Below are 24,469 nucleotides of genomic sequence, written 5' to 3'. Positions count from 1 at the left end.
CCTGCAAAAAGTGAGTGGTAGGGAATCACACCGTCTTCGGCACGAATTTCATCGCCAGGCCGTTCATGCAGTAACGCAGGCCGGTGGGTTTCGGGCCGTCGTCGAAGACATGACCCAGATGCCCGCCACAGCGCCGGCAATGAACCTCTTCACGGACCATGCCGAACGCACGGTCCTGGCGGGTCGCCACGGCCTTGTCCAGCGGTGCCCAGAAACTCGGCCAACCGGTGCGGCTGTCGAACTTGGTCGTCGAGGAAAACAACGGCAGGTCGCAACCGGCACAGACGAAGGTGCCATCGCGGTGCTCGTTGTTCAGCGGGCTGCTGTAGGCCCGTTCGGTGCCCTCTTCGCGCAGGATGTCGTACTGCTCATCGCTGAGGATGGCGTGCCATTCTTTGTCACTGTGGGTCACTTCGAATGCCTCCGCTGCGCTGGCCTCGCTGATTAATGCGGTGCCTGTGGAAAACTTCGGCAACAGGCCGATCGCCAGGGCTGTCACCCCCAGTCCGCCGCTCACTAGAAGAAATTGCCGTCGTGAAAACATGCTCGTCTCCAAAAAATCCAGGGGTGTTTCATGGAACACAGCCTAGGCTTTGGGTGATCGCCAAATCCTCACGGGAAGTTAAACAATTCGTGATAACTCAGACCCCGAAAAACCCGCACAATGCCTAACGCCGATCTTGAACACTGCTATTCCTGTGGGAGCGGCGGTGCGGCGATCCGACTTGCTCGCGAAGGCGGAGTGTCAGTCGATGGTGATACTGGCTGACCTGACGCTTTCGCGAGCAAGCCCGCTCCCACAGGTTTTTTTTGCACATTAGCCGAATGGCATGCGCCCATCGCGCCGAAGGATTGAGCTGTATGGAACAGACCAAACGCGTCCTGGTGGTCGAGGACGATATGCATATCGCCGACCTGATCTGCCTGCATCTTCGCGATGAGCAGTTCGAGGTGGTGCACAGCGCCGATGGCGATGAAGGCATGCGCCTGCTGCAGCAAGGCAACTGGGACGCACTGGTCCTCGACCTGATGCTGCCCGGTGTCGACGGCCTGGAAATCTGCCGCCGCGCCCGGGCCATGGCCCGCTACACGCCGATCATCATCACCAGCGCGCGCTCCAGCGAAGTGCACCGGATTCTCGGCCTGGAACTGGGTGCCGACGACTATCTGGCCAAGCCGTTTTCCATGCTCGAACTGGTGGCCCGGGTCAAGGCGCTGCTGCGCCGGGTCGACGCCATGGCGCGCAACCTGAAGATGGACGCCGGCAGCCTGCTCACCGACGGCCTGGCCATCGACCCGATCACCCGCGAAGTGTCCCTCGACGGACGGCGCCTGGACCTCACGCCCCGGGAATTCGACTTGCTGTACTTCTTCGCCCGCCAGCCCGGCAAGGTGTTTTCGCGCATGGACCTGCTCAATGCCGTGTGGGGCTACAGCCACGAAGGCTACGAGCACACGGTCAACACCCACATCAACCGCCTGCGCGCCAAGATCGAGGCCGATCCGGCGCAACCGGTGCGCATCCTCACGGTCTGGGGCCGCGGCTACAAATTCGCCACCGGTGAGGAGCCGCAGCCATGAGGCTGACCCTGACGCAACGCCTGTCCCTGGTGTTCGCCGTGCTGCTGCTGGTGTGCTGCGGCACCTCGGCGTGGCTGCAGGTGCGCTCCAACCAGATGCATGAGCAGGAAGTGGTGCAAGGCTTGTCCCGGGACCTGGCGCAGCACATCGCCAGTGACACGGTGCTGATGGACACCCAGGGCCTGATGCCCAATGCCGTGCGTGACCTGTTCAGCAAACTGATGCAGGTCAACCCGAGCGTCGAGGTGTACCTGCTGGACACCGAGGGCAAAATTGTCGGCAGCGCCGCGCCCGAGGGCCGGATCCGTCGCGAAAGGATCGACCTGGCGCCGATCCAGCGCCTTCTGCGGGGCGATGCCCTGCCGATTCTCGGCGACGACCCGCGCAGCGTCGATGCGCGCAAGGTGTTCAGCGCGGCACCGCTGAAGGTCGACGGCAAGCCGGCCGGTTATCTCTACGTAGTGTTGCTCGGCGAGGATCACGACCGTCTGGCCGAACGCGGTGCGACCAGCGCGGCGCTCAACACTGCGTTGTTGTCCATCGGCCTGGTGGCGCTGCTGTGCCTGATTGCCGGTCTCACGGCGTTTGCCCTGATTACCCGGCCGTTGCGCCGCTTGACCGAAACCGTCAGCCAGTTCGACATCGATGGCGTGCCGGTCACACCGGCCCTGCCCGTCACGGTGGAAAAAGCCGCCAGCCACGATGAAATCGCTGTGCTCGATGCCGCGTTCCGGCAGATGCAGGCACGCCTGGGCGAACAATGGCGCTCTTTGACCCGTCAGGACCAGGAACGCCGCGAACTGGTGGCAAACATATCCCACGACTTGCGCACGCCGCTGGCCTCGCTGCACGGCTATCTGGAAACCCTGTCGCTCAAGGACGCCACGCTGTCCCCTGCCGACCGCCGTCGCTATCTGGGCATCGCGCTGGACCAGAGCCGCAAGGTCGGCGGTCTGGCGCAGTCGCTGCTGGAACTGGTGCGGCTGGAACATGGCTTCGTACAGCCGGTGCTGGAACGTTTTTCCCTGACCGACCTGGCCCAGGACATCTTCCAGAAATTCGAACTCACTGCCGAAGCGCGCAAAGTCGAACTCAAGGCCACCTTCGCGCCGAATGCCTCGGCGGCCTGCGCGGACCTCGGGTTGATCGAACGGGTGCTGACCAACCTGTTCGACAACGCCCTGCGCCATACCCCGGCCGGTGGCGAGGTCGAGCTAGGCCTGCGCCCGCAAGGCTCATTCATCGAAGTCACGGTCAGCGATACCGGCCCCGGCATCGCCCCGGAACTGCGCGAAGGGTTGTTCCTGCGTCCGTTCAATATCGGCGGCGCACGGCGTGATGGCGGGCTGGGGCTGCGGATCGTGCATCGCATCCTGCAATTGCACGGGCGCGAGATTCAGTTGATCGATGTGCCGGGGCGGGGTGCGACGTTCCGGTTTTCGTTGCCGATCGATGAGGAAACGGCGACTGCGTTGGCGGTGCGGTCGATGAACCTGAATACACCCAGACAGGCCTGACAGTCCGAGGCGCCTGCATCGCGAGCAGGCTCACTCTCACAGGGCTTATGTGTCGATCACAAAATCAGCGACACATCGGATCAACTGTAGGAGCGAGCCTGCTCGCGATGGTCTCAAGGGTACCGCGCTCATCCAGAATGAACGCGTTATCGTTAACGTCCATCGCGAGCAAGCTCGCTCCTACAGGGAGGCGAAATCATGACCAGTCGCCTGTTCATCCGTGACAACGCCGCCCCGGTCCAATAGATTAGGCGACCTGAAAAAGCCCCCGGGCTTTCTCGCCCCAATTCAAGTTATAGAAGTAGTGAAATTTCAATGTCCGATTCCAATACCGCTGAAACCGTAGTCACCTTGTCGTCCAAAGCGGAATACGAAAACTCCATCAATCTTTCACAACACGTGTCCCAGGCCAAGACCATCAGCGAGATGGTGCTGGACGCTTTCCAGTCCACCCGCGAAAGCGACCAGATCCGCGAACTGCGCACCGCGATCCGTCAGGCCCACGACAGCTTCGACGATGACAAAGCCTACGAACTGATGGGCCAGCTCAAGCAACTCAAGGACGCCGAGGCCGCCGACATCGCCGCCCTCGAAGACCTGAGCAGCAAATTCCCGATCAGCCGCATCCTGTCCAGCTTCAAGGACGACCCGGCGTTCCAGGAAATCGTCTACGGCCTGGCCCTGAAAGTGCTGAACCAGACCCACCAGGCCATCAGCAACCCGAGCGGCGGCAAGAGCAAAGCCGCCAAGGCCAAGAAAGAAATCGAAGTGTTCACCATCAGCAAGGACGGCATGAGCGTCACCTTGCCGCTGCGCACCCCGCGCTCGCGCCTGAACGTCGACCGTGAAGCCCTGGAATTCCTCGGTTTCACCTTCGTTGGCGAAGGCGAGGAAGCGGAGCTGCAAAGCGAGACATTCCTGGACAACAGCGGCGCCGAGCAAGCGGTCAACCGCAAGAACATCATCACCGCCCTGCAGCAGCAGACCGCGTTCGATGGTTATTCCATCGCCGCACAGTAAGGCGACCTCGACACACAGTCCTCAGCGCCCCCCTAAGAGCCCCGCCATCAGAGCGGGGCTTTTTATTGCCCGTGATTCGGGCAAAACCGCGATTACTCTTCCAGTATCGACGCAGAACACCACTTCCCTTCACCCATGAGCACCACGGGTCCGCCTGCGGGGAGCGTCAACTCACTTTCCAGCCCAGACCTCAGTGGTGCAACTGCCGAGGTCATCATGAACACGCCCCCCTTGTATCGCCAGTTGGCCAACCACTACCTGGACGCTATCCGCAGCGGCACCCTGAAAACCGGTGAACGCCTGCCCTCGATCCGGTTGATGATGGAAAAACACGCCGTCAGCCTGTCGACCGCCGTGCAGGTGTGTCGGGAACTGGAAGACTGCGGTGTGCTGGAGGCCCGGCCGCGCTCCGGCAACTACATCCGCCAGCCCGACACCCTGCCCAGGCCCGCCCCGATTGCCCTGGCGCCAGCGCTGGATACCCGCGCGTATGTCGGCATTCATGAACAGGTCTGCGCGGTGCTCAAGGCCAGTCAGCGCGCGACGATCAAGGTCAACTTCGCCAGCGCCTACTGCGCGCCGGAGCTATATCCGCTCAAGACCTTGCAAGACCACATGATCAAGGCGCTGCGCTACGACGCCTGCCTGCTCGGCACCGCGGGCGGCGCCTGCGGCAACAGCGATTTGCGCAACATCCTGGCCCGGCGGGCTCTGGCCAGCAAGACCCACCTGGCCCCCGAGCGGATCGTGATCACCAACGGTGCCACCGAAGCGATCAACCTGGCCTTGCGTGCGGTCACCCGCCCCGGCGACACCGTGGCCGTGGAGTCGCCGACCTTCTACGGTCTGCTGCAAATTCTCGAGAGCCTGAACCTGCGTGTGCTGGAAGTCCCGGCTTCGGCCCACACCGGGCTCAATCTGCAGGCCCTGCAACGGCTGCTGCAAGGCCCCGAACGGGTCAAGGTGCTTATCGTCATTCCCAACCTGCAAAACCCGCTGGGCAGCATCATGCCCGACGCCAACAAGGCACGGCTGGTGAAACTGTGCGCCGAGCACAACACCGTGCTGATCGAGGACGACACCTACGGCGACCTGGTGGACACCGAGCAGCCGCTGTCCACGCTCAAACATTGGGACCGCACCGACAACGTGATCTATTGCGCCTCGCTGAACAAAACCCTGGCACCGGGCATGCGCCTGGGCTGGATCAGCGCCGGCAGATGGCACGACCGCGTGGAGATGCTCAAACATGCGCAGTCGCGGGGGTGCGAGGCGCTATCGCAATTGGCGGCCAGCGAGTTCATGCGCACACCGTCCTACGAGCGCTACCTGCGACGGCTGAGGAAAACCCTGACCCAACAACGTCAACAGATGAGCGAGGCGATTACTCGCTACTTCCCCCTCGGCACCCGCGTGACCAATCCCCAGGGCGGCACGTTGTTATGGGTTGAACTGCCTCGCCGGCATTCATCGATGACGTTTTTTCACGAGGCGCTGAAGGTCGGCATCCAGATTTCCCCTGGGGATATCTTTTCCAATGCCAGGCGCTTCGATCATTTTGTGCGAATTGGCTGTGGCGCACCGTATTCGCCGCGGATTAATGAGGCCGTGCAGACCTTGGGCCGCCTGCTCCAACATCAGGGTTGACCGCGACCCTGTGGGAGCGAGCTTGCTCGCGATAGCGGTGTATCAGTCACATCAGTTTTGAATGTGCTGACGCCTTCGCGAGCAAGCCCGCTCCCACAGGGGATTTTCGGTGAACACAACATCGGTGAACGACAGCAATCAACTGTGGGAGCGGGCTTGCTCGCGAAAGCGGTGTGTCAGACACATCAATTTTGAATGTGCTGACGTCTTCGCGAGCAGGCTCGCTCCCACAGGGTTGAAGGTGAACTTCAGAGCGGATTCTGGTGCAGGCAAATGATATGCGGGTCGTCATTCCAGTGCGGGAAGCGCTCGGCGATCAGCGGGTCGTGGCCGGGGATGACGTGGTCTTCGCCATCGGCCAGGCGGTCGATCTCGGTGAAGGCTTCGAGGGTTTGCGCCAGGTCATCGAGAATCGGAAATGGACTGCGCTGACGAATGTTGACCCACAAATGCGCGGCATCCGAGGCCAGCACAATCCAGCCGCGTCCGGTATTGACCCGCACCACCTGGCTGCCCGGCGTATGCCCGCCCACCGGGTGCAGGGTCACGCCGGGAGCTACCTCGACAACACCGTTGTGCAAACGCATCCGTCCTTCGAACAGCGGCGGCAGCGCCGACATCACGTCCTCGACCTCGTAGGTTTTGTTCACCGTGCGATGGGCCATCTTCGGCCCGGTGCAGAAACGCAATTCCGCTTCCTGCAAATGCACCGTCGCCTTCGGGAACAGCCCGAGGTTGCCGGCATGATCCCAATGCAAATGGGTCAGGATCAGGTGCTCGACTTGCGTCGGATCGATATCCAGTTGCCGCAGAGATTCTTCCGGCAGGCGGTACATCTGGCGATTGCGCCGGTCCGCCGTGGCCGGTTGGAAACAGGTGTCGACCACGATCACCTGTTGCTCGTTGCGGATGACCCAGAAGTAGTAGTCCAGCGGCATCGGCGCATTCGGATCACCGCAGCAGGCGTCGTAGAGAAAGTTCTCCCTGGCAGTGCGCTGGGCATTTGCGCCGACACGAATAGCGAACACTTCATACACAGGAGCAGACATGGACACCTCCGGGTTCAGGCGACCGCCGTGGTTTTGAGGGTCGGGCGGAAATCGAAATCGATCTGGTCGCTGATGCCCAGGTCCTGAGCCAGCTTATGCAGGCCGCTGTAGTCGCGCATGATGGTCGCGTTCTTGTTGCTCTCGCGGGTGTCGGCAATGATCAGCGCCGCATCCTCGACCCCGAGTTGCGTCAGAATCGCCTCCCACATCGAGTAGTCCTGAGCGATAAAAGCACTCAGCGCCACCGACAGGTTGCGTGCGAAAAATTCCCGCTGGGCCGGCTGCATGTTCGCGTACATGACCTTGGCCACTTCGGCCAGCACCTTGCTGTGGGCGTACTCGTCACGGTTGTGCAGTTCGGCCACACGGCGGTTCTGCGGCTGGATGGTCTGGTCGTCCGCCAACAGGTCCAGATAGGCGTTGACACTGATTTCGGCCACCACGGCAAAGGTGATCGCTGCCAGATCCCGCTGCCATTGCTCGGACAGCTCTTCACGCTGGGCTTTAAGGCGCAGGTAAGTGACGGAGGGCGGCAGATCCAAGTCCTGATCCAGCGCACGATCCAGCTTGGTCCGCTCGATGGCGCGCAGGTGCATCAGCGTGTGGTAGTGCTCGTCGATCAGGGTCTGTTGCATGGCCTCGCGAAAGTGCCAGTCATCCTTGCCCAGGTACTGATTGGCGATGACGCTCAGCGCCGGATTGACCACATGTTCTTCGGCGGTGACGGTGCGCAGGTTGTAGCCGATCCAGCCCCAGGTCACCACGCTGCTCTTGAGCTCGTCGCTCAAGGCCTGGAATTTCGGATGGTGAAAGAACGGCACCATGCACTCCGGGTAATCCGGGCGCGCCGGGTCGAACACTTCTTCGACCTGGCCCCTGTCCGGCGAACACACCGTGGCGCGCTTGGTCCAGGCCTGGTTGAGCCGCACGATCAGTTGATGATCGACCTGGGCGATCTCGATTGCTGTTTGCATGACGCGATACCTGTAAGGCGCGTACCCGCCAAGGGATACGCCAAAAGAATGAAGGGCGACGGAAAAATCAGGCCAGCCAATAGCGGGTCAGGTTGCGCGCCGGATCAGTGTAACGACTGCGGGCGTGGATCATTCGCCAGTTGTCCCAAATCAGCAGGCATCCGTCGGGAATCAGCACCGGAACGTTGTGCTCGACGAAGTACGCTTCGCCGAGCACGGCAAACCTGGCCAGCGGCGAGGTGCTGTTGGCGACCAGCGATTGCTGCAGGGCCTCCTTGGACGGGTTCACGTCGCCGTAGTGAAACTGGTTGAAGCTGAAGCGGAAAATATCCCCGTCCTCCGTAGGCGTGAGGATGTACTCCTTGACCCGCCGTTGTCCCGGCTCCCCCGGTTTCGCGGTGGCGACAAACTCTACCGGCGTGTCATCCAGCCACCCACGCAGTTCTGGTTCACTGCGTTCCAGGGACTTGAGAAATTCGTAACCGTCCACCAATCCGGTGTGCCCGCCACCGCACGTGGCCTGTTTATGGCAATGCAACGCCAGGTAGCGCGGCGGCGGCCCGTACACCGGCGCTTCGGTGTGCGGGCCGATGCCGTTCATGCTCTGGGAATACGGCAAGTCTTCGTAACCCGGCTTGCGGGTAATGGGAAAGGCCATCTGGCCGTTGAACTGCGGAATGATCGGGCCGAACTCGCGCAAGGTACCTTCGACATCATCGGCAAATTCGTCTGGGGTCAGCACTGTCCAGCCCAACGTCGACAGTTCTTCATGACGATGGCCGAGCGAAATGCAAGGTTGAGACGCAACAATCCCTTGGTCTGACATGGTGAGATTCCTGGCGGGTTATCCGGCGTTGACGGTTGAGGTGTACGCGGCAATGAAGTCGCGGCAGGCGTCACCCGGTCGATAGCGTTGCTCATCGATGCTCTGCACCGGGGTGATTTCGGCGGCGGTGCCGGTGAGAAAACACTCGTCGAAGTCGCCAAGCTCCGTAGGCAAAATCGTGCGTTCGACCACCTGGTAGTCCAGCGCCCTGGCCAGTTCGATCACGGTCTGGCGGGTAATGCCGTTGAGGAAACAATCCGGTGCCGGGGTGTGCAACGTCCTGCCTTTGACGAAGAACACATTGGCGCTGGTGGCTTCGGCCACGTGGCCGCGCCAGTCGAGCATCAGCGCATCGTGGTAACCCGTGTTCTCGGCGTCGTGCTTGCTCAGCGTGGCGATCTGGTAATGCCCGGAGGCCTTGGCTTGAAACGGGCTGCTACTCGGTGGCGGGCGACGCCAGGTCGCGGTTTTCAAGCGGATGCCGGCCATGCGCGCCGCCGGGTCGAAATAGCTCGGCCACTGCCAGCACGCGATAGCCACGTGCACACGGTTGAAACGCGCCGAGGTGGAAATCATCTCACTGCCGCGCCAGGCCACCGGGCGTAGATAGCCATCGACGACCTTGTTGCGTTGCAGCAGTTCGTGGCTGGCCGCCTCCAGTTCAGCCAGCTCAAAGGGGATGGCAAAGTCCATCAGTTGCGCCGAGCGATACAAGCGCTCGCTGTGTTCGCGCAGCTTGAAGATCCTGCCGTTGTAGACCCGCTCGCCCTCATACACGGTGCTCGCGTAATGCAGGCCATGGGTCAGCACATGCAACTGCGCCCGGGACCACTCGACGAACTCTCCGTCGAGCCAGATAACGCCCTCGCGCTGATCAAACGGGATACTGCTCATATCCATATCTCCCATTGTTCATGAATTTTCCTACGCTGTTTCCAGCAACACAGGTATCAATTCCGGCACGGCGGTGAGCTCGGTCTGAAAGAAGAACGCACGCTCGCCGAAGGCCGGTTGCAGGTCGTCGAACCAGGTCACTTGCGGATCGAAGCGCGCGTAGAACGTGCGCAACACCCATTGCGGATTGCGTGCCTGGAGGAACTGCAAGACGAAGACCTTTTCCCCGGCGACGGTCTCGATGCCGTTGATCAACACCTTGCCGTAGAAGGTGCTCATGGATGGCCCGCGCACCGTGCGCGCAAGCCCCGATACCGTGCGGTACGCCGCCTGGAAGATCTCGAAGGCCCGGGCCAGCGGCATTGCGAAGTAGTGACTGGGGCCGGTATCGCGCTCGACGAACATGTAATAAGGCACCGCCCCGAGCCGCACCCCTTCGGTCCACAGCGCGGCCCAATCGGCAGGGTTTTCGTTGATGTGGCGGATCAGCGGCGCCTGCATGCGCACCGTCGCGCCCGTCGAGCGAATGCGCTCGATGGCCTGGCGGGCGATGGCCTGGCGGATCTCCACCGGGTGGTTGTAGTGGCCCATGATCGACAGGTTTTTCCCCGCCGCGACGATGCGCTGGAACAGCTCCAGCAACTCGGGCGCATCCTTGTCGCTGACAAAACGCTGCGGCCAGTACGCCACGGACTTGGTGCCGATGCGGATGTTCTTCAGGTGTGGCAACGCCAGCAGTGGCTCGATGTAACCGGCCAGCGAGCGGGTGTTCATGATCATCGGGTCACCGCCGGTGATCAGCACGTCGGTCACTTCGCTGTGCACCCTCAAGTAGCTGACCAGCTCCTGGGACTCGCGGGCATTGAACTTGAGTTCTTCCTCGCCGATGAACTGCGCCCAGCGGAAACAGAAGGTGCAGTACGCGTGGCAGGTCTGGCCGGCGCCGGGGAAAAACAGCACGGTTTCGCGGTACTTGTGCTGGATGCCCGGCAGGACTTTGCCGTTGTGGGTGACACCGTTGTGGGTCAATTGACCGGCCGGATGCGGGTTCATGCGCCGCCAGATCGCCTCGATCCGACGCTTGATCGCCGCGCTGTCATCCTGATCGATCAGTTGTTTGAGCGAGGCATACTCCTCCGCCAGCAACATGTCCTTGTGGGGAAAGGTCATGCGGAAAACCGGATCGTCCGGAACGTTGTTCCAGTCGATCAATGTGCCCAGCACGTATTCGTTGGTGCGAAACGGCATGACCCGCGCCACCACGGTCATGGCCTCCTGCAACGCCGGCGTCAGCTTGTGCCAGTAAGGTGTGTCGCGGATGGTGCGTGAGTTATAGGGTTTGTAGCGTTCGTGCTCCGACAGTCCTTGCATGGCCGCGCTCCTGGTGATTGCCCTGAGTGTTGTTACGCGATGGCCGGCGCTTTGCGTTCTATGTCCATCCACGCCCGGACGCTGTCGCGATCCCACTGGCGACGCACATACGCAGAGAGCCGTGCCGGCACCGGATCGCCGTTGGCAACCAGTCGGTTGAGCATGATTGCAAGGTCGGTGTCGGCAATGCTCCAGTCACCGAACAGATGCTCGGCGCCCTCCTCCAGCAAATGCCCGGCGACGAAGAACAAACGCTCGACGGCGGTTTGGGCCTCGTCGGACAGCGCGGTGTTTTTCTTGCCGAAGTACACCAGGTCAAACGGGCGCTCCTTGCGCACCACCAGCAAGTCACTGCGCAACCAGGCCTGCAATTGACGGGCACGGGCGCGCTGCTGGATGTCTTGCGGATAGAGTTTTTTATGCCCTGGGGAGAGTTCATCGAGGTATTCGGCAATCGCCGATGATTCCGACAAGGCAAAATCGTCGTGAACTAACGTTGGAATCTTGCAGGTCAGTGAAAGATCGCGATAACTCGCCAGATAGTTTTCGCGCGCTTTTAGATCAACAGCAACAAGTTCAAATGAAAGTTGCGTTTCCTTGAGCGCCACAAAAGCCGACATCGCAAAAGCGCTGACATGATCGGCGCCGACATACAGTTTTAGCTTCCTGTTTTCCATAGAACACTCCATTCACTGACTGCAGGGATCAACGTGCATTGGAAGTGATCGTAGTTAGTTGTATTAAGGCTGAATAGATACAGAATTTGTCCGTTTCAATCGATACAGAAAGTTATTTTCCACCGACAGACACGCAGCCAAAAACCCGGCAATAACGCTGCAAAAGGCGATACCGGGGCAGGTCTGAAAAACAAAAAAGGGAGCCGACGAAGGTGGGCTCCCTGGGCTGATGCGCTGGGAAATTACGGCTGGGTGGTGATCAGGCCATGGCTGTCGGCGAAGTTCGAAAGCAGTGCCATTTGCGGCATATTGCTCATGTTCAGCATCGCCAGAGGCTCGTGTTTACTGGTGTTGACGAAGCCGTGCCTGGTCCACGCCGGCACCAGCAACACGTCGCCGCTGCTGACGTTGACCCCGTCGGCATCGCCGAGGGTCAACACGCCGCTGCCGCACTGGATGACAAACAGATGCCACCAGGAATGGGCATGACCGTTGAGCGTCACACCGGGGTTCAGCCATTGCATGGCGATCGCCATGCCAGGCGTCACCTCACAGCCTTCAATGCTCTTGTCGTGAGCCAATGCGACAATATCAACGTCGCTGGCTTCAAGGGTCTGACGCATGCCCGCCAGTTCGGTACCCTTCCACACCTTGGGACTTGGCGTTCGATGGTGCAGGCTCTGACGAAAGTCCTTATATGAAAAAAACGCACCTTGAAAGTTATCCATTCGCACGTCCTTTCTTTTTATTTCCCATACTTTAGCGCTAAACCTTAAGTTAACGGTTCAGCACTGTAAAGTCGGGAAACAACTTACAAAACCGAGGGGCGCAAGGCGGCGATCATGTCCACTTCTATCGCGGCATTCTTGGGTAACTGATAAACACCCACCGTGGTGCGGGTATGTTTACCGGCATCGCCCAGCACATGGCTGAACACATCCGAGGCGCCGTTGGCCACTTCGCTCAAATCGACAAAATCCGCCGTGGACTTCACATAGACCGTTACCCGGATCAATGACTTGATCTTGTCCAGCGAACCAATGGCATCGACGATCAACGCCAGTCCACGCATCGCGCTGATGCTGGCGGCCGCTTGCGCATCGGCCAAGCTGAGGTCCAGCCCGACGCGGCCGGGGTAATGGATCTTGCCGTTCATGCGCGGCACCAGACCGCTGATGTACAACTCATCGTGATGGCGGATCAGCGGTGCGTAATGCCCGCCTGCGGTGTTTTCGCCGTAGATGTCATAACCAAACTCTTTGGCCAGGGCGATGAAGCGTTCATCGCAGGTCATGTGCTGGATCATTGATCGAACCCTCTTAATCAGTAATGCAAAAAACGGGTGCTTGCGGGCTCAACACACGGCGCGGGTGGCCGGTGCCAGGCAAGTCACCTCAATGCGTGACTCAATCGCCTCGGCCAGACGCAACAGGTCGTTGCTCAGTTGCCCGTAGTGCTCGTTGAACAACACGATGTGGCCGATGAATGAGAAGTTGTCTTTCACTAACGCTTCGACGGAGTCGCCGATACGCTTGGCGTACTGGCCCTCCACCAGGTCGATACGCAGGGCGCGGGCCAGGGCCTCGATGTCAGGCATCGTGCGCAAGATGCCGCCGGCCGGCGCCCTGAGCAGACGAATGCCGCAGTAGCCGCGGGCCACTGGCTCGTGCTGTTCGGTCTGGCCTTCCACCGCCCAGCGCACCCAGCGTTCCCACGGATCGAAATTGACGAAGGCGCGTTTGGCCAGGTCCCAGATGTGCATGCCGCCGGGGCGCATGTTGGTTTCCACGGCCGAGGTCAGGTTGTCGCGGCGCAAGAACACTTCGTTGTGCCAGGCCCCATTGTCCTGGGACACCAAGCCCGCCATATGCCGACCGGCTGCCATCAAACGCGCCTGTACCTCAGCCGCAAGTGGTGCGGGTACGACTTGCTGGATCTCTGCGCGGTAGGCGCCTTCGGTGGTGGTCTTTTCCGTCACCCAGGTGCTGCCGGCCACGCAGTCCCAGCTGTATTCGCGGGCGTCCTGCACCAGCTCTTCAAGGACAATGCCGCCTTCGCGGTAAGGCTTCAGGGCGAGCCAGGCATCCTCGCATTCCGAAGGGTGATGGATGACACGACAGCCCCGGCTCGCGCCTTCGCAGGCCGGCTTGATGAAGGCCTTGCCGCCCAGTTCGACGACGCGCTGGCGCAGTTCCGACAGGCTTGCGACCCGCGCGGAAAACACCGGCCGGTATTCTTCGGGGGCGGTGCTGGCCGCCGCTTCGAGTTGGCGGAAGATCTGCTTGTCCAGACCCGCCCGCGCTTCGCCCGGGGTAATGCCCGGCAGGTCGAAATGACTGGCCAGCGCCGCACCGAGCAGCACGCCGCGATCGGAGAACGGCAGTACGCCGATCAGCTTCCAGCTGTCGGCATTCAGGCACCCCACCACCAGTTCAAGGGACGCCGCCACATCGTCTTCGGCCAGTGAGGTGCTGCAGACGTGATCGGCCACCTGGTCGTCATCGGGCTGAATTTTCTCGACCAGCAGGATGAGCCTGGCGTTGTAGAGCGACTTGCACAGCTCGCGCAGTTTCTGGATGTCGTGCACCCGATTGCCGTTGTAACCGACCACTACTACGCATGAAGTCGTATTCATAATGCCCCCGACCTGCAAGGTGAAATCCGCAACGGCGATGACTCAGTCATGCAACGACGCATTGGATTTACGGTTGAGCCAATACCAGGCCAGGATCCCTGCGGCACCGATGGCGGCCAGCACCAGCGCGTTGTACGGCGCAGGCACCACCCGCATGATCAACACGGTCAGCCCGGCCCCCACCCCCAGGGACACCTCCTTGACGAACATGTTGTTCTGCTTGACCGAGAAGTAATCGAGGTAGCTGAAGGCGCATTCGGCAATGGACAGCAGCGCCACCCAGACCAGCGCCCCGGCGAGGGTTTCGACGTGGAACGCGGCAGGCGAAGACAGCACCGCAAAGCCGCCGACGATGATCGCGATCACCGCCACGACCTTGAAGCGCCCGGTGCGCTCGATCAGCTTCATCACCGGCACCTGGGCGAAGACCACCACGGCGCTGTTGAGGATCAGCATCAAGCCGTACCAGGCCGGCAACTCGCCGGTCTTGAGCAGGATCGCCTGTGGCAGGATCGAGAACACCCCGAACAGCTTGATGCCCATGATGATCCCGGCGATCACCCAGGGCAGTTTGTTGCCCCAGTTGCTGCCGGCCTGAGTGGCCGGGCGGGCTACCAGCGGTTCGGAGGTGAAGGTCGCACCGAGGGCGATCGGCAGGCACAGCAGCACGAACGCCGCCGCACCGAGAAAAAACATGGTTGGAGTGAGAAGCGGCGACAACAGGATCAAACCGGCCACCAGGCTGCCCATGTTCATGGCCACGCGGTTGTAGGCCGCACCTTCCTTGGTCTGGGCCGCTTCGCTCTTGATCAGGTAACCGGCAATGGCAATGCCGTAGGCAAACAGCGCGGCAGCAAACATCACCATGCCTTGATTACTGGTCAGCGCCAGCAACACCAGGCCAAGGCCGGCACACAGCAGCGTGACACTCAGGGAACGGCGGCCAAGCACCAGTAAAGTCAGGGGCAACAGCAGCAACAAGGCGCGATATCCAAGGGCCAGGATGCTGTTGGTGGCCGTGTCGAGCCAGACGTTGGCCTTGCCCAGCACTGCGAACAGCGAGACAGCGGTGATGATCCGGATCGTGAATAACCGCAGGTTAATGACCGGTTTAGCCACCGCGACCGTTGTTTCGACACTCATGCAACACCTCAGGAACCGGGTGAATGCCCGCCGACAAAGGCTGACATTCAGAAAAGTCTGTAAGGGCATGGTAGAGAGAGAGGCTTGTCCTGATCAGTGCAAGTTCGTATAGAATCCAACGAACTTTACTGCCGGAGAGACCAGTAAAATGCAGGTTCAACGTGCAGTCATTGCCGCCATTGAATTCCAGCCCGGCGTACCGCTGGTGCAGCAGATCGTCGATCAGCTGACGCAAGCCATCAGCACCGGCGGCCTGCCCCACGGCGCCAAGCTGCCGCCGATTCGCGAACTCTCCGACTTGATGAACGTGGGTAAATCCACGGTGGTCGATGCGCTGGACCGCATGCGGGCCAAGGGGCTGGTGGTGTCTCGCCAGGGCTCAGGGCATTACGTGCATCGCTCCGAAGCAGCGCTGAAAAGTGGCACCGGCCCGGACCTGCAACCCCAGGACACCCTCAGCGTGATTCGTCGCGCCTTGCTGCTGGACAACGGCACGCTGCGCCCCGGCTGCGGTTTTCTGCCGACCTCGTGGCTACCCGCCGAAGAATTGCAGAAAGCCGTGCGCAGTACCCTGCGAGCAACGTCGTTGCGCATGGGCGAGTACGGCGTAGCCGGCGGTTACTTGCCGTTGCGCCAGGCCCTGCGGGTCAAACTGGCGACCTTCGGCATCGAAGCGCCGGTGGACCAGATCATCACCACCGCCAACACCATGCAGGCCATCGACCTGCTGATGCGCCTGCTGGTCAAACCCGGCGACACCGTGCTGCTCGACGACCCCTGCTACTTCAACATGCACGCCAACCTGGCGCTGCACGGGGCCAAAGTCATCACCATCGCCCGGGATTGCGACGGCATGGACCTCGACGCCTTCGAGCAACTGCTGATCGCCCACAAACCCGTGCTGTACATGACCAACAGCACGCTGCATAACCCCACCGGCCACTCGTTCACCCCGGCCCAGGTCTACCGCTTGCTGGAACTGAGCCACCGCCATGGCTTGCACATCGTCGAAGACGATCTGTACTGCGACATCCAGCAACGCCGCACCCCGCGCCTGGCCGCCAGCGGGCTGGACAATGTGAGTTATGTCTCCGGTTTCTCCAAGACCCTGACCGCCAACAGCCGCGTCAGCTACACCGTGCTCTCGCCACAATTGGCGGCACGCATGGTCGCCCTGAAAATGGCCTGCGGCGGGGTGACGTCGGAACTGGCGGAGCAGATCACCTGCACCATGCTCAGTGATGGCAGCTATGCCAAACATGCGCGGCGCACGGTGGATCGGTTGTATGAGTCCAATAGCCGTGTGGCCGGTTGGCTTGCGCAGGCCGGGTGTTCGCTTTCCTCGTTGCCCGGCGAAGGCGTGTTTATCTGGGCACGGTTGCCGGACGGCGTGCATGCCGAGAACCTGGCTCGACAAGGGCTGGAGAACAATATGGTATTGGCGCCGGGGACCTTGCTGAGCAAAGGGCCGGATGCCAGCCATTTCCTGCGATTCAATGTGGCGCACAGTGACAGCTTGCAGGTGCGCGAGCGGTTTTTCCGGTTACTGGACAACCCCCACAAATAGCTGACTGCCCTCGACCCTGTGGGAGCGGGCTTGCCCGCGAAGGGGCCGTCACATCCAGCATCAATGTTGCCTGACACACCGCCTTCGCGAGCAAGCCCGCTCCCACAGGGATTGCGGTGTCCAATGAGATCCCCGGCCACCAGATCGCTACGATTGCCGCCCTCATCCTTGCCGGCTAACTTCGCCCGGTCGCTGCCAATTCAGCGACCGGGCCTGAGAACCCGAGTAAGATGCCACGCAGCTACGCCCCACGATTGTTGGCGTTTTTCTACGCCTGAATTTTCGTGTTATGGCGGCTGTGTGTGGGAGACCTTAGGGTCTGCCGGGTCCTGCATCTCCGGTTTCTCAGCCTGCGCACAGCTGCCACCCATTCGCCTGAGAACGAACGGGACAGCTTCACTTTTGCAGGAGTTACAAATGAACGCGATCGATCCGTCTGCTACACCAGTCGTGCCCCTCCACCTCCCAATCAACAAGAGGTGAAGCCCAATGACCACCCCCCAAGACCTGAAAACCATCGGCCTCACCCCGTTCTCCTACCACACCAACGAACCGCTATTCCGCATCAACGCCGGTGTCCCGGTGATTGAAGCCCTCTACCACGCCTCCGACCTGCTCCACGTAGCCAAACTGCTCGCCTCAGACGCCGCCATGGTTCGCGACTCCGACCGACACGCCTGGGCCTCGCATTTTTTGCAGGACATGAGCAAAGCAATCATCGATGACGTGGTGAAAGTGCTCGACGCACCGTGTAACAACCGCGCGTAAATGAAAAAGCCCCGCGATTCTTTTGAATGCGGGGCTTTTACGATGCAGGCCGTTACAGCGTTTGGACCATACGATGCGACCTCTTCGCTGCAACCAGCGTTCAGGAAAACATGGCGCGTTGCTCAGCTTCGTAATGCCGGGTCTGGAAAGGCATGAGGGCTTGGGCTTTCAGGCCGAGGCCCTCACTTAACCCCCAAGAGACAGCGAGCTCATCACGGCGTCGACGCAATGGCGTGACGGCTTGTAGCGTCACGGCTTGCACGCAAGTCGAATGAGCAAAAAGCTCGAGGACATTGAGAGTTTCCGACACCCGGAGATCGGATAAGCAAGTAAATCGAGTGAATCGCTCGAGCAGATAGCCAGCACGCCGAACCTCCACTTCGTCAGAGTGACGATTCAAAAAAACGCTTATCTCGCTTTCAAGATTTGAGTCCGAGTACCAGACAGCTTTGGCGGCGCTCACCAAGGCTGCGTCATCCGCTTGATTCAAAGGTTTTTTTACCAGCGTGTCCAAGGCGGATGAGAGGACGTGGCCGCTATGGGGCTTCGTCATCTGTGCTCTCCAGATAATCATGCAAAATATTTGTGAGGACGGAGTTTGGTGGCGCCTCAATATGAACGTGTTCTTGCGTACCAATATCAGTGGTCCGCACGTCTTCCACCGCATTGCGGCGCATGGCTTCGCGTTGAGCTCTCATTTCCTCAACGCCCTGGATCAACTCGTCAAATAGGTTACGTTCTCTCATTCAACCCCACTTTCCTGTCATCGAAGACGAATACGTTGCCGCTGTCTTGTGCCTCAACGATCTATCAATTGACGAGAGAGACCTTACCCAAGCAACGCAGGTGCTGGCGTTAGGACTTTTCCTAAATGCCATGTTCCATTTTCCTCAATGACTCATGACACAGGGGCTGCGCCGAACCCGTTTGGCCAGACGACTATGGTTCGTGCCTGAAACACCACGTCGCAGCCATCGCGAGCAGGCTCGCTCCCACAGGTGATCGGGGTTGCATTCAACATTGGCTGCGACGCAGATCCAATGTGGGAGCGAGCCTGCTCGCGATGGCGGCAACTCGGTCCAGCAGAAAGCACCCAACAAAAAGCCCCGCTCTTCTCTCGAAGGCGGGGCTTTTCTTTACAGCATCCGACGCTTAAGGCGCGTACGTCAGCAACAACTCGGCCGGCACTTTGAAGTCCAGGGACATCATCACGCTCAACGCGGTAATGGTGAAGATCGAGAACACGAACAGCTTGCGTGCCCAGACCGTGTCATCCACTGCCTTGTAGCCGGTCCAGGCCATGTACAACCAGTACATGCCCATGGCCGCGGCGACGGCGAGGTAGCTCATGCCGGCGTAGCCGCTGAAGGTCAGCATCAAGGTCGCCACGAGGAACGCCAGGATGTAGAGCAGGATGTGCTTCTTGGCCACCTGGATGCCGCGCTTCACTGGCAGCACCGGAATCGATGCGGCCAGGTAATCGTTGAAGCGGAAGATCGCGATGGCGTAGGAATGCGGCATCTGCCACAGGCTGAACATCACCAGCAGGGTCAGCGCGGCCATGTCGAAGGTGTTGCTGACTGCGACATAACCGATCACTGGCGGCATGGCGCCCGACAGACTGCCCACCAGCGTGCCGTGAACCGACTTGCGCTTGAGGTACAGGCTGTAGAAGCCGACGTAGATCACGAAGCCGATCACCGCGAACAAGGCGGCCAACGGGTTGGCCACCTTGTACAACAGCGCAACGCCGGCGACACCCAGGACGGTCGCATAGATCAGGGCCAGTTTCAGGGAGATCAAACCCTGGACCAGCACGCGGTTCTTGGTGCGTTCCATCTTGATGTCGATGTCGCGGTCGATGCAGTTGTTGAATACGCAACCGGAGGCAACCACCAGGGACGTGCCGATCATGGCGGCCAGGAAGATGGCCAGATCGACATGCCCTTTGGAGGCCAGGAAAAATCCGCCTGCCACAGAAAGCACGTTACCGAAAATGATCCCCGGTTTGGTGATTTGGATAAAGTGCTTGAGGGACATGCGGACTTACCTCACTTCGCCATCATGAACGTGTGGATGCTGAACATGATCCACAGCGACAGGCCAACCAGCAGGACGATCACGATCGCGGCGAAGACAAACGCAATCACGTTGTTTCGCTGCGCGGCCGAACGGTCCAGGTGCAGGAAGTACACCAGGTGCACCAGCACCTGGACGATCGCGAACGCGAGGACGATCAACAGGGTGATCGATTTCGGCAGCGTCGGGTACATCACCAGACCGAATGGAATGACGGTCAGGATCACCGACAGGATGAAGCCGATGGCGTACGACTTGTAGCTGCCGTGACCGGCGTCGTCGTGGCCATGGTGGGAATGAGCTGGGTTAGCCATTTACATAGTCCCCATCAGATAAACAACGGTGAATACGCAGATCCAGACGACGTCCAGGAAGTGCCAGAACAGGCTCAGGCAGCTCAGACGGGTCTTGTTGGTCGAGGTCAGGCCATGCTTGTTGACCTGATACATCATGATCGCCATCCAGATCAGACCGCTGGTCACGTGCAGACCGTGGGTACCGACCAGGGTGAAGAACCCGGACAGGAAGCCGGAACGGCTAGGGCCGTAGCCTTCGGAGATCAAGATGTGGAACTCGTTGATCTCCATGCCGATGAAGCCCAGGCCGAACAGGAAGGTCATGGCCAACCAGCCCAGGACCTGCTTCTTGTTGCCCCGGTAGAACGCCAGCATGGCGAAGCCGTAGGTGATCGAACTGAACAACAGCAGAGCGGTTTCGCCCAGCACGTATGGCAGTTCGAAGATGTCGTGGCCCGACGGGCCACCCGCTACGTTGTTAACCAGTACCGCGTACACCGCGAAGATCGACGCAAACAGAATGCAGTCGGTCATCAGGTAGAGCCAGAAACCGTATACGGTCATCTCGCCCGAGTCGTGGTGGTGGTCATCGTGCCCATGGTCACCATGGGCGTGTCCAGCATTGGTCACTAAATTCGACATGGTTTAAGCCTGTTCCAACGAGGTTTCAACACGGGTGGCGGTGGCCGGGACTTTCCCTGCCGCTACCAGACGCTTGTGCTGCTCGGCTTCGATGCGCTCGATCACGTCGACCGGCACCATATAGCCTTGATCATCACGGGCCGCGTGGATCACGAAGTAGATCACGGTGCCGGCCAGGCTAGCGATTGCCAGCCACCAGATGTGCCAGATCATCGCGAAACCGAACACGGTCAACAGCGCGCCCATGACCACACCGGTAGCGGTGTTGTTAGGCATGTGGATCGGCTGGTACTTGGCCGGAGCCTTGTACGCGGTGCCGTTTTCCTTGGCTTCGGTGAACGGGTCGATGCAGTCGGCTTTCGGCAGCACGGCGAAGTTGTAGAACGGAGGTGGCGACGAGGTCGACCATTCCAGGGTGTGTGCATTCCACGGGTCACCGTGTTCGCACATGTTTTCCGGCTTGTTGCGGTCACGCACGCTGACGTACAGCTGGATCAGCTGGCAAGCGATACCCACGGCGATCATCACCGCACCGAACATGGCGACGTACAGGTACGGCACCCACTCAGGGTTGGTGGTGGCGTTCAGGCGACGGGTCATGCCCATGAAGCCCAGAGCGTAGAGCGGCATGAACGCGACGAAGAAACCGCTGATCCAGAACCAGAACGCTGCCTTGCCCCAGCCTTCGTGCAGCTTGAAGCCGAACGCTTTAGGGAAGTAGAACGCGAAACCTGCGATGTAACCGAATACCGCACCGCCGATGATCACGTTATGGAAGTGCGCGATCACGAACAGGCTGTTGTGCAGAACGAAGTCGGCACCCGGGATGGCCAGCAGAACGCCGGTCATGCCGCCGATGGCGAAGGTCACCATGAAGCCCAGGGTCCACAGCACCTGGCTGGTGAAACGCAGACGGCCCTGGTAGATGGTGAACAGCCAGTTGAACAGCTTCACACCCGTCGGGATGGAAATCAGCATCGTCGCCAGACCGAAGAAGGCGTTGACGCTGGCACCCGAACCCATGGTGAAGAAGTGGTGCAGCCAAACCATGAAGCCCAGGATCGAGATCGCGCCCGATGCGTAGACCATCGAGTGGTGGCCGAACAGTTTCTTGCCGGTGAAGGTCGAGATGACTTCGGAGAAGATACCGAACGCTGGCAGGATCAGGATGTACACCTCAGGGTGACCCCACGCCCAGAACAGGTTCACGTACATCATCGGATTGCCACCAAGTTCATTGGTGAAAATGTGGAAATCCATGTAACGGTCAAGCGTCAGCAGTGCCAGGGTAGCGGTCAGGATCGGGAACGAAGCCACGATCAGGACGTTGGCCCAGGTGCAGGTCCAGGTGAAGATCGGCATGTCCATCAGCTTCATGCCAGGGGTACGCATTTTCAGCACGGTGGCCAGGAAGTTGACCCCCGTCAGCGTTGTACCCAGACCCGACAGCTGTAGCGCCCAGATGTAGTAGTCCATCCCCACGCCAGGGCTGTATTGCAGGCCCGACAGCGGCGGATAGGCAACCCAGCCGGTCTTGGCGAATTCGCCGACGCCCAGGGACAGGTTGATCAGCACCACGCCGGAAACCAGCAGCCAGAAGCTCAGGGAGTTCAGGAACGGGTAGGCAACGTCACGCGCGCCGATCTGCAGCGGCACTGCAAGGTTCATCAGGCCGGTGAAGAATGGCATCGCCATGAAGATGATCATGATCACACCGTGAGCGGTGAAGATCTGGTCATAGTGTTCAGGTGGCAGGTAGCCAGGCGAACCCTCGGTGGCCATGGCCAGCTGGGTACGCATCATGATGGCGTCGGCAAAGCCGCGCAGCAGCATGACCATGGCGACGATGATGTACATCACGCCGATTTTCTTGTGGTCGACCGACGTCAGCCACTCGGTCCACAGGTAGGTCCACTTCTTGAAGTAAGTGATACCCGCGAACAGTGCCAGACCGCCGAGCGCGATCATGGCGATGGTCACCATTACGATCGGCTCGTGGAACGGGACTGCTTCCCAACTTAATTTACCAAACATCGTTTACTCCTCTGCCCCGGCAGCTGAATGCGCGTTCATGTCCATTCCTTGCGTAGCGGCCACTTCTTTCTCTTCTTTCTCGTGCTTCACTTTCGGACCCGGTTTCATGCCTTCGTACTTGTCGACGATGGTCTGGAACAGGTTCGGCGTCACCGAGGAGTAGAGCTCGACTGGGTTGTTCTGGCTCTGCTTGGCAAGGGCTGCGTATTCAGCTTGTTCAAGCTGTTTAGGTGCCTTTTTGACTTCACTTACCCAAGCGTCGAAATCTTCCTGGCTCGTTGCGATCGCCTTGAATTTCATACCGGTGAAACCTGCGCCGCTGTAGTTGGCGGAGATACCGTCCATCTCGGCGTTTTCGTTGGCGATCAGGTGCAGCCTGGTCTGCATGCCCGCCATCGCGTAGATCTGGCCGCCCAGCGCAGGGATGAAGAACGAGTTCATCACGGCGTCGGAAGTGATCTTGAAGTTGATCGGGGTGTGCGCCGGGAACACGATCTTGTTGACCGTGGCGATGCCTTGTTCCGGGTAGATGAACAGCCACTTCCAGTCCAGCGCGACCACTTCGATGGTCACAGGCTTCACGTCGGATTCCAGCGGCTTGTACGGGTCAAGGGCGTGGGTCGACTTGTAGGTGACGTAACCCAGGGCAACGATGATCAGCACAGGAACAGCCCACACCGCGATCTCGATCTTGGTGGAGTGGTTCCATTTCGGGGTGTAGGTGGCATTGGTGTTGGACGCGCGGTATTTCCAGGCGAACAGGAAGGTCATGACGATGACCGGAACCACGACCAACAGCATCAGCAGCGTTGCGGTGATGATCAGGTTTCGCTCGTCCAGACCAACCTGGCCCTTGGGATTGAGCAAGGTCATGTTGCAGCCTGACAGCAACAACGTGCCGATCAGCGGCAATAAGCCTAGTAGTCTGGGGTACCTGTTTTTACTCATCTCACGACCTCTAAAGCAGCTTGCGCAATGCAGTTGGGTTTTGATCGCCAACACTTCACCCTGCCAAGGGTTGGCATTTTTCTTGGATTGAATAAGGGCATGCCCATCGTGCGTCAGACGCTGTACGACAAATCCCGGGCCTGCGGTGAGTTCTTATTCGAATACGTGGTCAAAGGCCTTGTTACAGACCAATTCCATTTGGTGCGGGTAGTTGGAGGCTCCGACACCTGGGCATCGCATGAAGCCACCAGACCTCTCGACACCCTGTTTCTGCTCACCCCTGGTTAAGATTTGAGCAGTGCCGGGAATTCAGTGCGGGCGATTGTAGATATGTAGCGTTTTATAAACCATGTCTCATCCCGAAATAATTTTTATCCGAACCGGCAACAATCATTACCCGTTTTCGCAAAAGTGGCGCATCTTATCGAAATTCATTCTCAACAAAAACACCAAAATAAGTAGGTCTTCCACCCACGGTTCAGACAGTATCGAGTCTTTCCTCTCTGCCCTTGACCTTGCCCAAGGCCCGATATGACGGGGGCTCCGGCCATTCGCCCGAGCCTGTTAAAACTGCCTGTTCGGGCCCGCAATGGAAAAAACCGCAAGCCTGAAAAACTACCCGATTTCATTACGTTTCCATGCACCAATCCGGCCTCCTCGAACGCCCTGCGGCACTCGCTCTGTGACAACATGTCGCACACGTGTCGCACCCTTGATTGCCGCCCGTCACGGTCTTTTTACCCGGCCTCTGAAATGTGCTCTGCACGACAAAAAAAGCCCCGGCCCTCTCTTCGAGGACCG

25 protein-coding genes are annotated in these 24,469 nt (G+C 59.8%); 7 read left to right on the top strand and 18 right to left on the bottom strand.

The window, feature by feature from the left end:
- Window positions 1–25: 25 nt before the first annotated feature.
- Window positions 26–544 (bottom strand): peptide-methionine (R)-S-oxide reductase MsrB, encoded by a 519-nt coding sequence (msrB, locus tag AC3IT6_RS04600; RefSeq protein WP_489354439.1) that lies wholly within the window; start codon window positions 542–544, stop codon window positions 26–28.
- A gap of 317 nt (window positions 545–861) precedes the next feature.
- On the opposite strand from msrB, the gene AC3IT6_RS04595 reads away from it, so the two are divergent.
- The 4 genes from AC3IT6_RS04595 (at window position 862) to AC3IT6_RS04580 (ending at window position 5,765) form a co-directional block, all read left to right on the top strand.
- Window positions 862–1,581 carry a response regulator transcription factor gene (locus AC3IT6_RS04595; RefSeq protein WP_008000098.1) on the top strand — a complete coding sequence of 240 codons (720 nt, stop codon included), beginning with the start codon at window positions 862–864 and terminating at the stop codon, window positions 1,579–1,581.
- Window positions 1,578–3,098 (top strand): sensor histidine kinase, encoded by a 1,521-nt coding sequence (locus tag AC3IT6_RS04590; RefSeq protein WP_489354438.1) that lies wholly within the window; start codon window positions 1,578–1,580, stop codon window positions 3,096–3,098. The genes AC3IT6_RS04595 and AC3IT6_RS04590 overlap by 4 nt, the downstream gene beginning before the upstream one ends.
- A 315-nt stretch (window positions 3,099–3,413) precedes the next feature.
- Window positions 3,414–4,118, top strand: a complete 705-nt coding sequence (locus tag AC3IT6_RS04585) for a hypothetical protein (protein ID WP_489354437.1) — start codon at window positions 3,414–3,416, stop codon at window positions 4,116–4,118.
- Between the two features lie 216 nt (window positions 4,119–4,334).
- Entirely contained in the window at window positions 4,335–5,765 is a 1,431-nt protein-coding gene (locus tag AC3IT6_RS04580; RefSeq protein ID WP_489354436.1) for an aminotransferase-like domain-containing protein, read from the top strand.
- Window positions 5,766–6,013: 248 nt separating this feature from the next.
- On the opposite strand, the gene AC3IT6_RS04575 is transcribed toward AC3IT6_RS04580, so the two are convergent.
- The 10 genes from AC3IT6_RS04575 to AC3IT6_RS04530 all read right to left on the bottom strand — a co-directional run bounded on the left by AC3IT6_RS04575 (window position 6,014) and on the right by AC3IT6_RS04530 (window position 15,334).
- Window positions 6,014–6,814, bottom strand: a complete 801-nt coding sequence (locus AC3IT6_RS04575) for an N-acyl homoserine lactonase family protein (protein ID WP_489354435.1) — start codon at window positions 6,812–6,814, stop codon at window positions 6,014–6,016.
- 14 nt (window positions 6,815–6,828) lie between these two features.
- Window positions 6,829–7,788, bottom strand: a complete 960-nt coding sequence (locus tag AC3IT6_RS04570; RefSeq protein WP_489354434.1) for a diiron oxygenase — start codon at window positions 7,786–7,788, stop codon at window positions 6,829–6,831.
- Between the two features lie 67 nt (window positions 7,789–7,855).
- Window positions 7,856–8,614: a TauD/TfdA family dioxygenase gene (locus AC3IT6_RS04565; protein WP_489354433.1), complete on the bottom strand. Its 759-nt coding sequence runs from the start codon at window positions 8,612–8,614 to the stop codon at window positions 7,856–7,858.
- An 18-nt stretch (window positions 8,615–8,632) separates the two neighbouring features.
- Complete coding sequence (locus AC3IT6_RS04560; RefSeq protein WP_489354432.1) at window positions 8,633–9,508, bottom strand: branched-chain amino acid aminotransferase; 876 nt, start codon at window positions 9,506–9,508, stop codon at window positions 8,633–8,635.
- Between the two features lie 30 nt (window positions 9,509–9,538).
- On the bottom strand, window positions 9,539–10,879 hold the full coding sequence (locus tag AC3IT6_RS04555) for a KamA family radical SAM protein (protein ID WP_489354431.1): 1,341 nt from the start codon (window positions 10,877–10,879) through the stop codon (window positions 9,539–9,541).
- 32 nt (window positions 10,880–10,911) lie between these two features.
- Entirely contained in the window at window positions 10,912–11,556 is a 645-nt protein-coding gene (gene yfcF / locus AC3IT6_RS04550; protein WP_489354430.1) for a glutathione transferase, read from the bottom strand.
- 242 nt (window positions 11,557–11,798) lie between these two features.
- The gene (locus AC3IT6_RS04545) at window positions 11,799–12,284 is read right to left on the bottom strand and encodes a cupin domain-containing protein (RefSeq protein WP_489354429.1); all 486 of its coding nucleotides are present in this window, start codon (window positions 12,282–12,284) and stop codon (window positions 11,799–11,801) included.
- Between the two features lie 83 nt (window positions 12,285–12,367).
- A complete protein-coding gene (locus AC3IT6_RS04540) occupies window positions 12,368–12,862 on the bottom strand; it encodes a RidA family protein (protein ID WP_150727357.1) in 495 nt (164 codons plus the stop codon).
- Window positions 12,863–12,910: 48 nt separating this feature from the next.
- Window positions 12,911–14,191, bottom strand: coding sequence for an ATP-grasp domain-containing protein (locus AC3IT6_RS04535; protein WP_489354428.1), 1,281 nt, complete (start codon window positions 14,189–14,191; stop codon window positions 12,911–12,913).
- A gap of 42 nt (window positions 14,192–14,233) precedes the next feature.
- Window positions 14,234–15,334, bottom strand: coding sequence for a hypothetical protein (locus tag AC3IT6_RS04530; protein ID WP_489354427.1), 1,101 nt, complete (start codon window positions 15,332–15,334; stop codon window positions 14,234–14,236).
- Between the two features lie 148 nt (window positions 15,335–15,482).
- Between AC3IT6_RS04530 and AC3IT6_RS04525 the strand changes: the two genes are divergently transcribed.
- Together AC3IT6_RS04525 and AC3IT6_RS04520 are read left to right on the top strand one after the other, a co-directional pair.
- The gene (locus AC3IT6_RS04525) at window positions 15,483–16,901 is read left to right on the top strand and encodes an aminotransferase-like domain-containing protein (RefSeq protein WP_489354426.1); all 1,419 of its coding nucleotides are present in this window, start codon (window positions 15,483–15,485) and stop codon (window positions 16,899–16,901) included.
- Between the two features lie 489 nt (window positions 16,902–17,390).
- Entirely contained in the window at window positions 17,391–17,669 is a 279-nt protein-coding gene (locus AC3IT6_RS04520; RefSeq protein ID WP_489354425.1) for a DUF3077 domain-containing protein, read from the top strand.
- Between the two features lie 100 nt (window positions 17,670–17,769).
- On the opposite strand, the gene AC3IT6_RS04515 is transcribed toward AC3IT6_RS04520, so the two are convergent.
- The 7 genes from AC3IT6_RS04515 to cyoA all read right to left on the bottom strand — a co-directional run bounded on the left by AC3IT6_RS04515 (window position 17,770) and on the right by cyoA (window position 23,668).
- Complete coding sequence (locus tag AC3IT6_RS04515; protein ID WP_489354424.1) at window positions 17,770–18,222, bottom strand: hypothetical protein; 453 nt, start codon at window positions 18,220–18,222, stop codon at window positions 17,770–17,772.
- Window positions 18,206–18,415 (bottom strand): hypothetical protein, encoded by a 210-nt coding sequence (locus AC3IT6_RS04510; protein WP_489354423.1) that lies wholly within the window; start codon window positions 18,413–18,415, stop codon window positions 18,206–18,208. The genes AC3IT6_RS04515 and AC3IT6_RS04510 overlap by 17 nt, the downstream gene beginning before the upstream one ends.
- Window positions 18,416–18,821: 406 nt before the next feature.
- Complete coding sequence (gene cyoE / locus AC3IT6_RS04505; RefSeq protein WP_489354422.1) at window positions 18,822–19,709, bottom strand: heme o synthase; 888 nt, start codon at window positions 19,707–19,709, stop codon at window positions 18,822–18,824.
- 11 nt (window positions 19,710–19,720) lie between these two features.
- On the bottom strand, window positions 19,721–20,062 hold the full coding sequence (gene cyoD / locus AC3IT6_RS04500; RefSeq protein WP_030128696.1) for a cytochrome o ubiquinol oxidase subunit IV: 342 nt from the start codon (window positions 20,060–20,062) through the stop codon (window positions 19,721–19,723).
- The gene (locus tag AC3IT6_RS04495) at window positions 20,063–20,686 is read right to left on the bottom strand and encodes a cytochrome o ubiquinol oxidase subunit III (RefSeq protein WP_150727363.1); all 624 of its coding nucleotides are present in this window, start codon (window positions 20,684–20,686) and stop codon (window positions 20,063–20,065) included.
- Window positions 20,687–20,689: 3 nt separating this feature from the next.
- Window positions 20,690–22,720 (bottom strand): cytochrome o ubiquinol oxidase subunit I, encoded by a 2,031-nt coding sequence (gene cyoB / locus AC3IT6_RS04490; RefSeq protein ID WP_150727364.1) that lies wholly within the window; start codon window positions 22,718–22,720, stop codon window positions 20,690–20,692.
- Between the two features lie 3 nt (window positions 22,721–22,723).
- Window positions 22,724–23,668, bottom strand: coding sequence for a ubiquinol oxidase subunit II (gene cyoA, locus AC3IT6_RS04485; RefSeq protein WP_489354421.1), 945 nt, complete (start codon window positions 23,666–23,668; stop codon window positions 22,724–22,726).
- A gap of 27 nt (window positions 23,669–23,695) precedes the next feature.
- On the opposite strand from cyoA, the gene AC3IT6_RS04480 reads away from it, so the two are divergent.
- The gene (locus AC3IT6_RS04480) at window positions 23,696–23,956 is read left to right on the top strand and encodes a hypothetical protein (RefSeq protein WP_489354420.1); all 261 of its coding nucleotides are present in this window, start codon (window positions 23,696–23,698) and stop codon (window positions 23,954–23,956) included.
- The last annotated feature ends 513 nt before the right edge of the window (window positions 23,957–24,469 follow it).

It is taken from the genome of Pseudomonas sp. KH_017 (genome assembly GCF_057840285.1).
This window is presented reverse-complemented; position numbering and strand designations above follow the sequence as displayed.

Coding starts and splice junctions, on each gene's coding strand:
- AC3IT6_RS04545 (WP_489354429.1), bottom strand. CDS start 12,284: ATGGATAACTTTCAAGGTGCGTTTTTTTCATATAAGGACTTTCGTCAG.
- AC3IT6_RS04575 (WP_489354435.1), bottom strand. CDS start 6,814: ATGTCTGCTCCTGTGTATGAAGTGTTCGCTATTCGTGTCGGCGCAAAT.
- AC3IT6_RS04530 (WP_489354427.1), bottom strand. CDS start 15,334: ATGAGTGTCGAAACAACGGTCGCGGTGGCTAAACCGGTCATTAACCTG.
- AC3IT6_RS04535 (WP_489354428.1), bottom strand. CDS start 14,191: ATGAATACGACTTCATGCGTAGTAGTGGTCGGTTACAACGGCAATCGG.
- AC3IT6_RS04555 (WP_489354431.1), bottom strand. CDS start 10,879: ATGCAAGGACTGTCGGAGCACGAACGCTACAAACCCTATAACTCACGC.
- msrB (WP_489354439.1), bottom strand. CDS start 544: ATGTTTTCACGACGGCAATTTCTTCTAGTGAGCGGCGGACTGGGGGTG.
- AC3IT6_RS04495 (WP_150727363.1), bottom strand. CDS start 20,686: ATGTCGAATTTAGTGACCAATGCTGGACACGCCCATGGTGACCATGGG.
- AC3IT6_RS04480 (WP_489354420.1), top strand. CDS start 23,696: ATGCAGTTGGGTTTTGATCGCCAACACTTCACCCTGCCAAGGGTTGGC.
- yfcF (WP_489354430.1), bottom strand. CDS start 11,556: ATGGAAAACAGGAAGCTAAAACTGTATGTCGGCGCCGATCATGTCAGC.
- AC3IT6_RS04510 (WP_489354423.1), bottom strand. CDS start 18,415: ATGAGAGAACGTAACCTATTTGACGAGTTGATCCAGGGCGTTGAGGAA.
- AC3IT6_RS04565 (WP_489354433.1), bottom strand. CDS start 8,614: ATGTCAGACCAAGGGATTGTTGCGTCTCAACCTTGCATTTCGCTCGGC.
- AC3IT6_RS04515 (WP_489354424.1), bottom strand. CDS start 18,222: ATGACGAAGCCCCATAGCGGCCACGTCCTCTCATCCGCCTTGGACACG.
- cyoA (WP_489354421.1), bottom strand. CDS start 23,668: ATGAGTAAAAACAGGTACCCCAGACTACTAGGCTTATTGCCGCTGATC.
- AC3IT6_RS04570 (WP_489354434.1), bottom strand. CDS start 7,788: ATGCAAACAGCAATCGAGATCGCCCAGGTCGATCATCAACTGATCGTG.
- AC3IT6_RS04525 (WP_489354426.1), top strand. CDS start 15,483: ATGCAGGTTCAACGTGCAGTCATTGCCGCCATTGAATTCCAGCCCGGC.
- AC3IT6_RS04585 (WP_489354437.1), top strand. CDS start 3,414: ATGTCCGATTCCAATACCGCTGAAACCGTAGTCACCTTGTCGTCCAAA.
- AC3IT6_RS04590 (WP_489354438.1), top strand. CDS start 1,578: ATGAGGCTGACCCTGACGCAACGCCTGTCCCTGGTGTTCGCCGTGCTG.
- AC3IT6_RS04540 (WP_150727357.1), bottom strand. CDS start 12,862: ATGATCCAGCACATGACCTGCGATGAACGCTTCATCGCCCTGGCCAAA.
- cyoB (WP_150727364.1), bottom strand. CDS start 22,720: ATGTTTGGTAAATTAAGTTGGGAAGCAGTCCCGTTCCACGAGCCGATC.
- cyoE (WP_489354422.1), bottom strand. CDS start 19,709: ATGTCCCTCAAGCACTTTATCCAAATCACCAAACCGGGGATCATTTTC.
- AC3IT6_RS04580 (WP_489354436.1), top strand. CDS start 4,335: ATGAACACGCCCCCCTTGTATCGCCAGTTGGCCAACCACTACCTGGAC.
- AC3IT6_RS04560 (WP_489354432.1), bottom strand. CDS start 9,508: ATGAGCAGTATCCCGTTTGATCAGCGCGAGGGCGTTATCTGGCTCGAC.
- cyoD (WP_030128696.1), bottom strand. CDS start 20,062: ATGGCTAACCCAGCTCATTCCCACCATGGCCACGACGACGCCGGTCAC.
- AC3IT6_RS04520 (WP_489354425.1), top strand. CDS start 17,391: ATGACCACCCCCCAAGACCTGAAAACCATCGGCCTCACCCCGTTCTCC.
- AC3IT6_RS04595 (WP_008000098.1), top strand. CDS start 862: ATGGAACAGACCAAACGCGTCCTGGTGGTCGAGGACGATATGCATATC.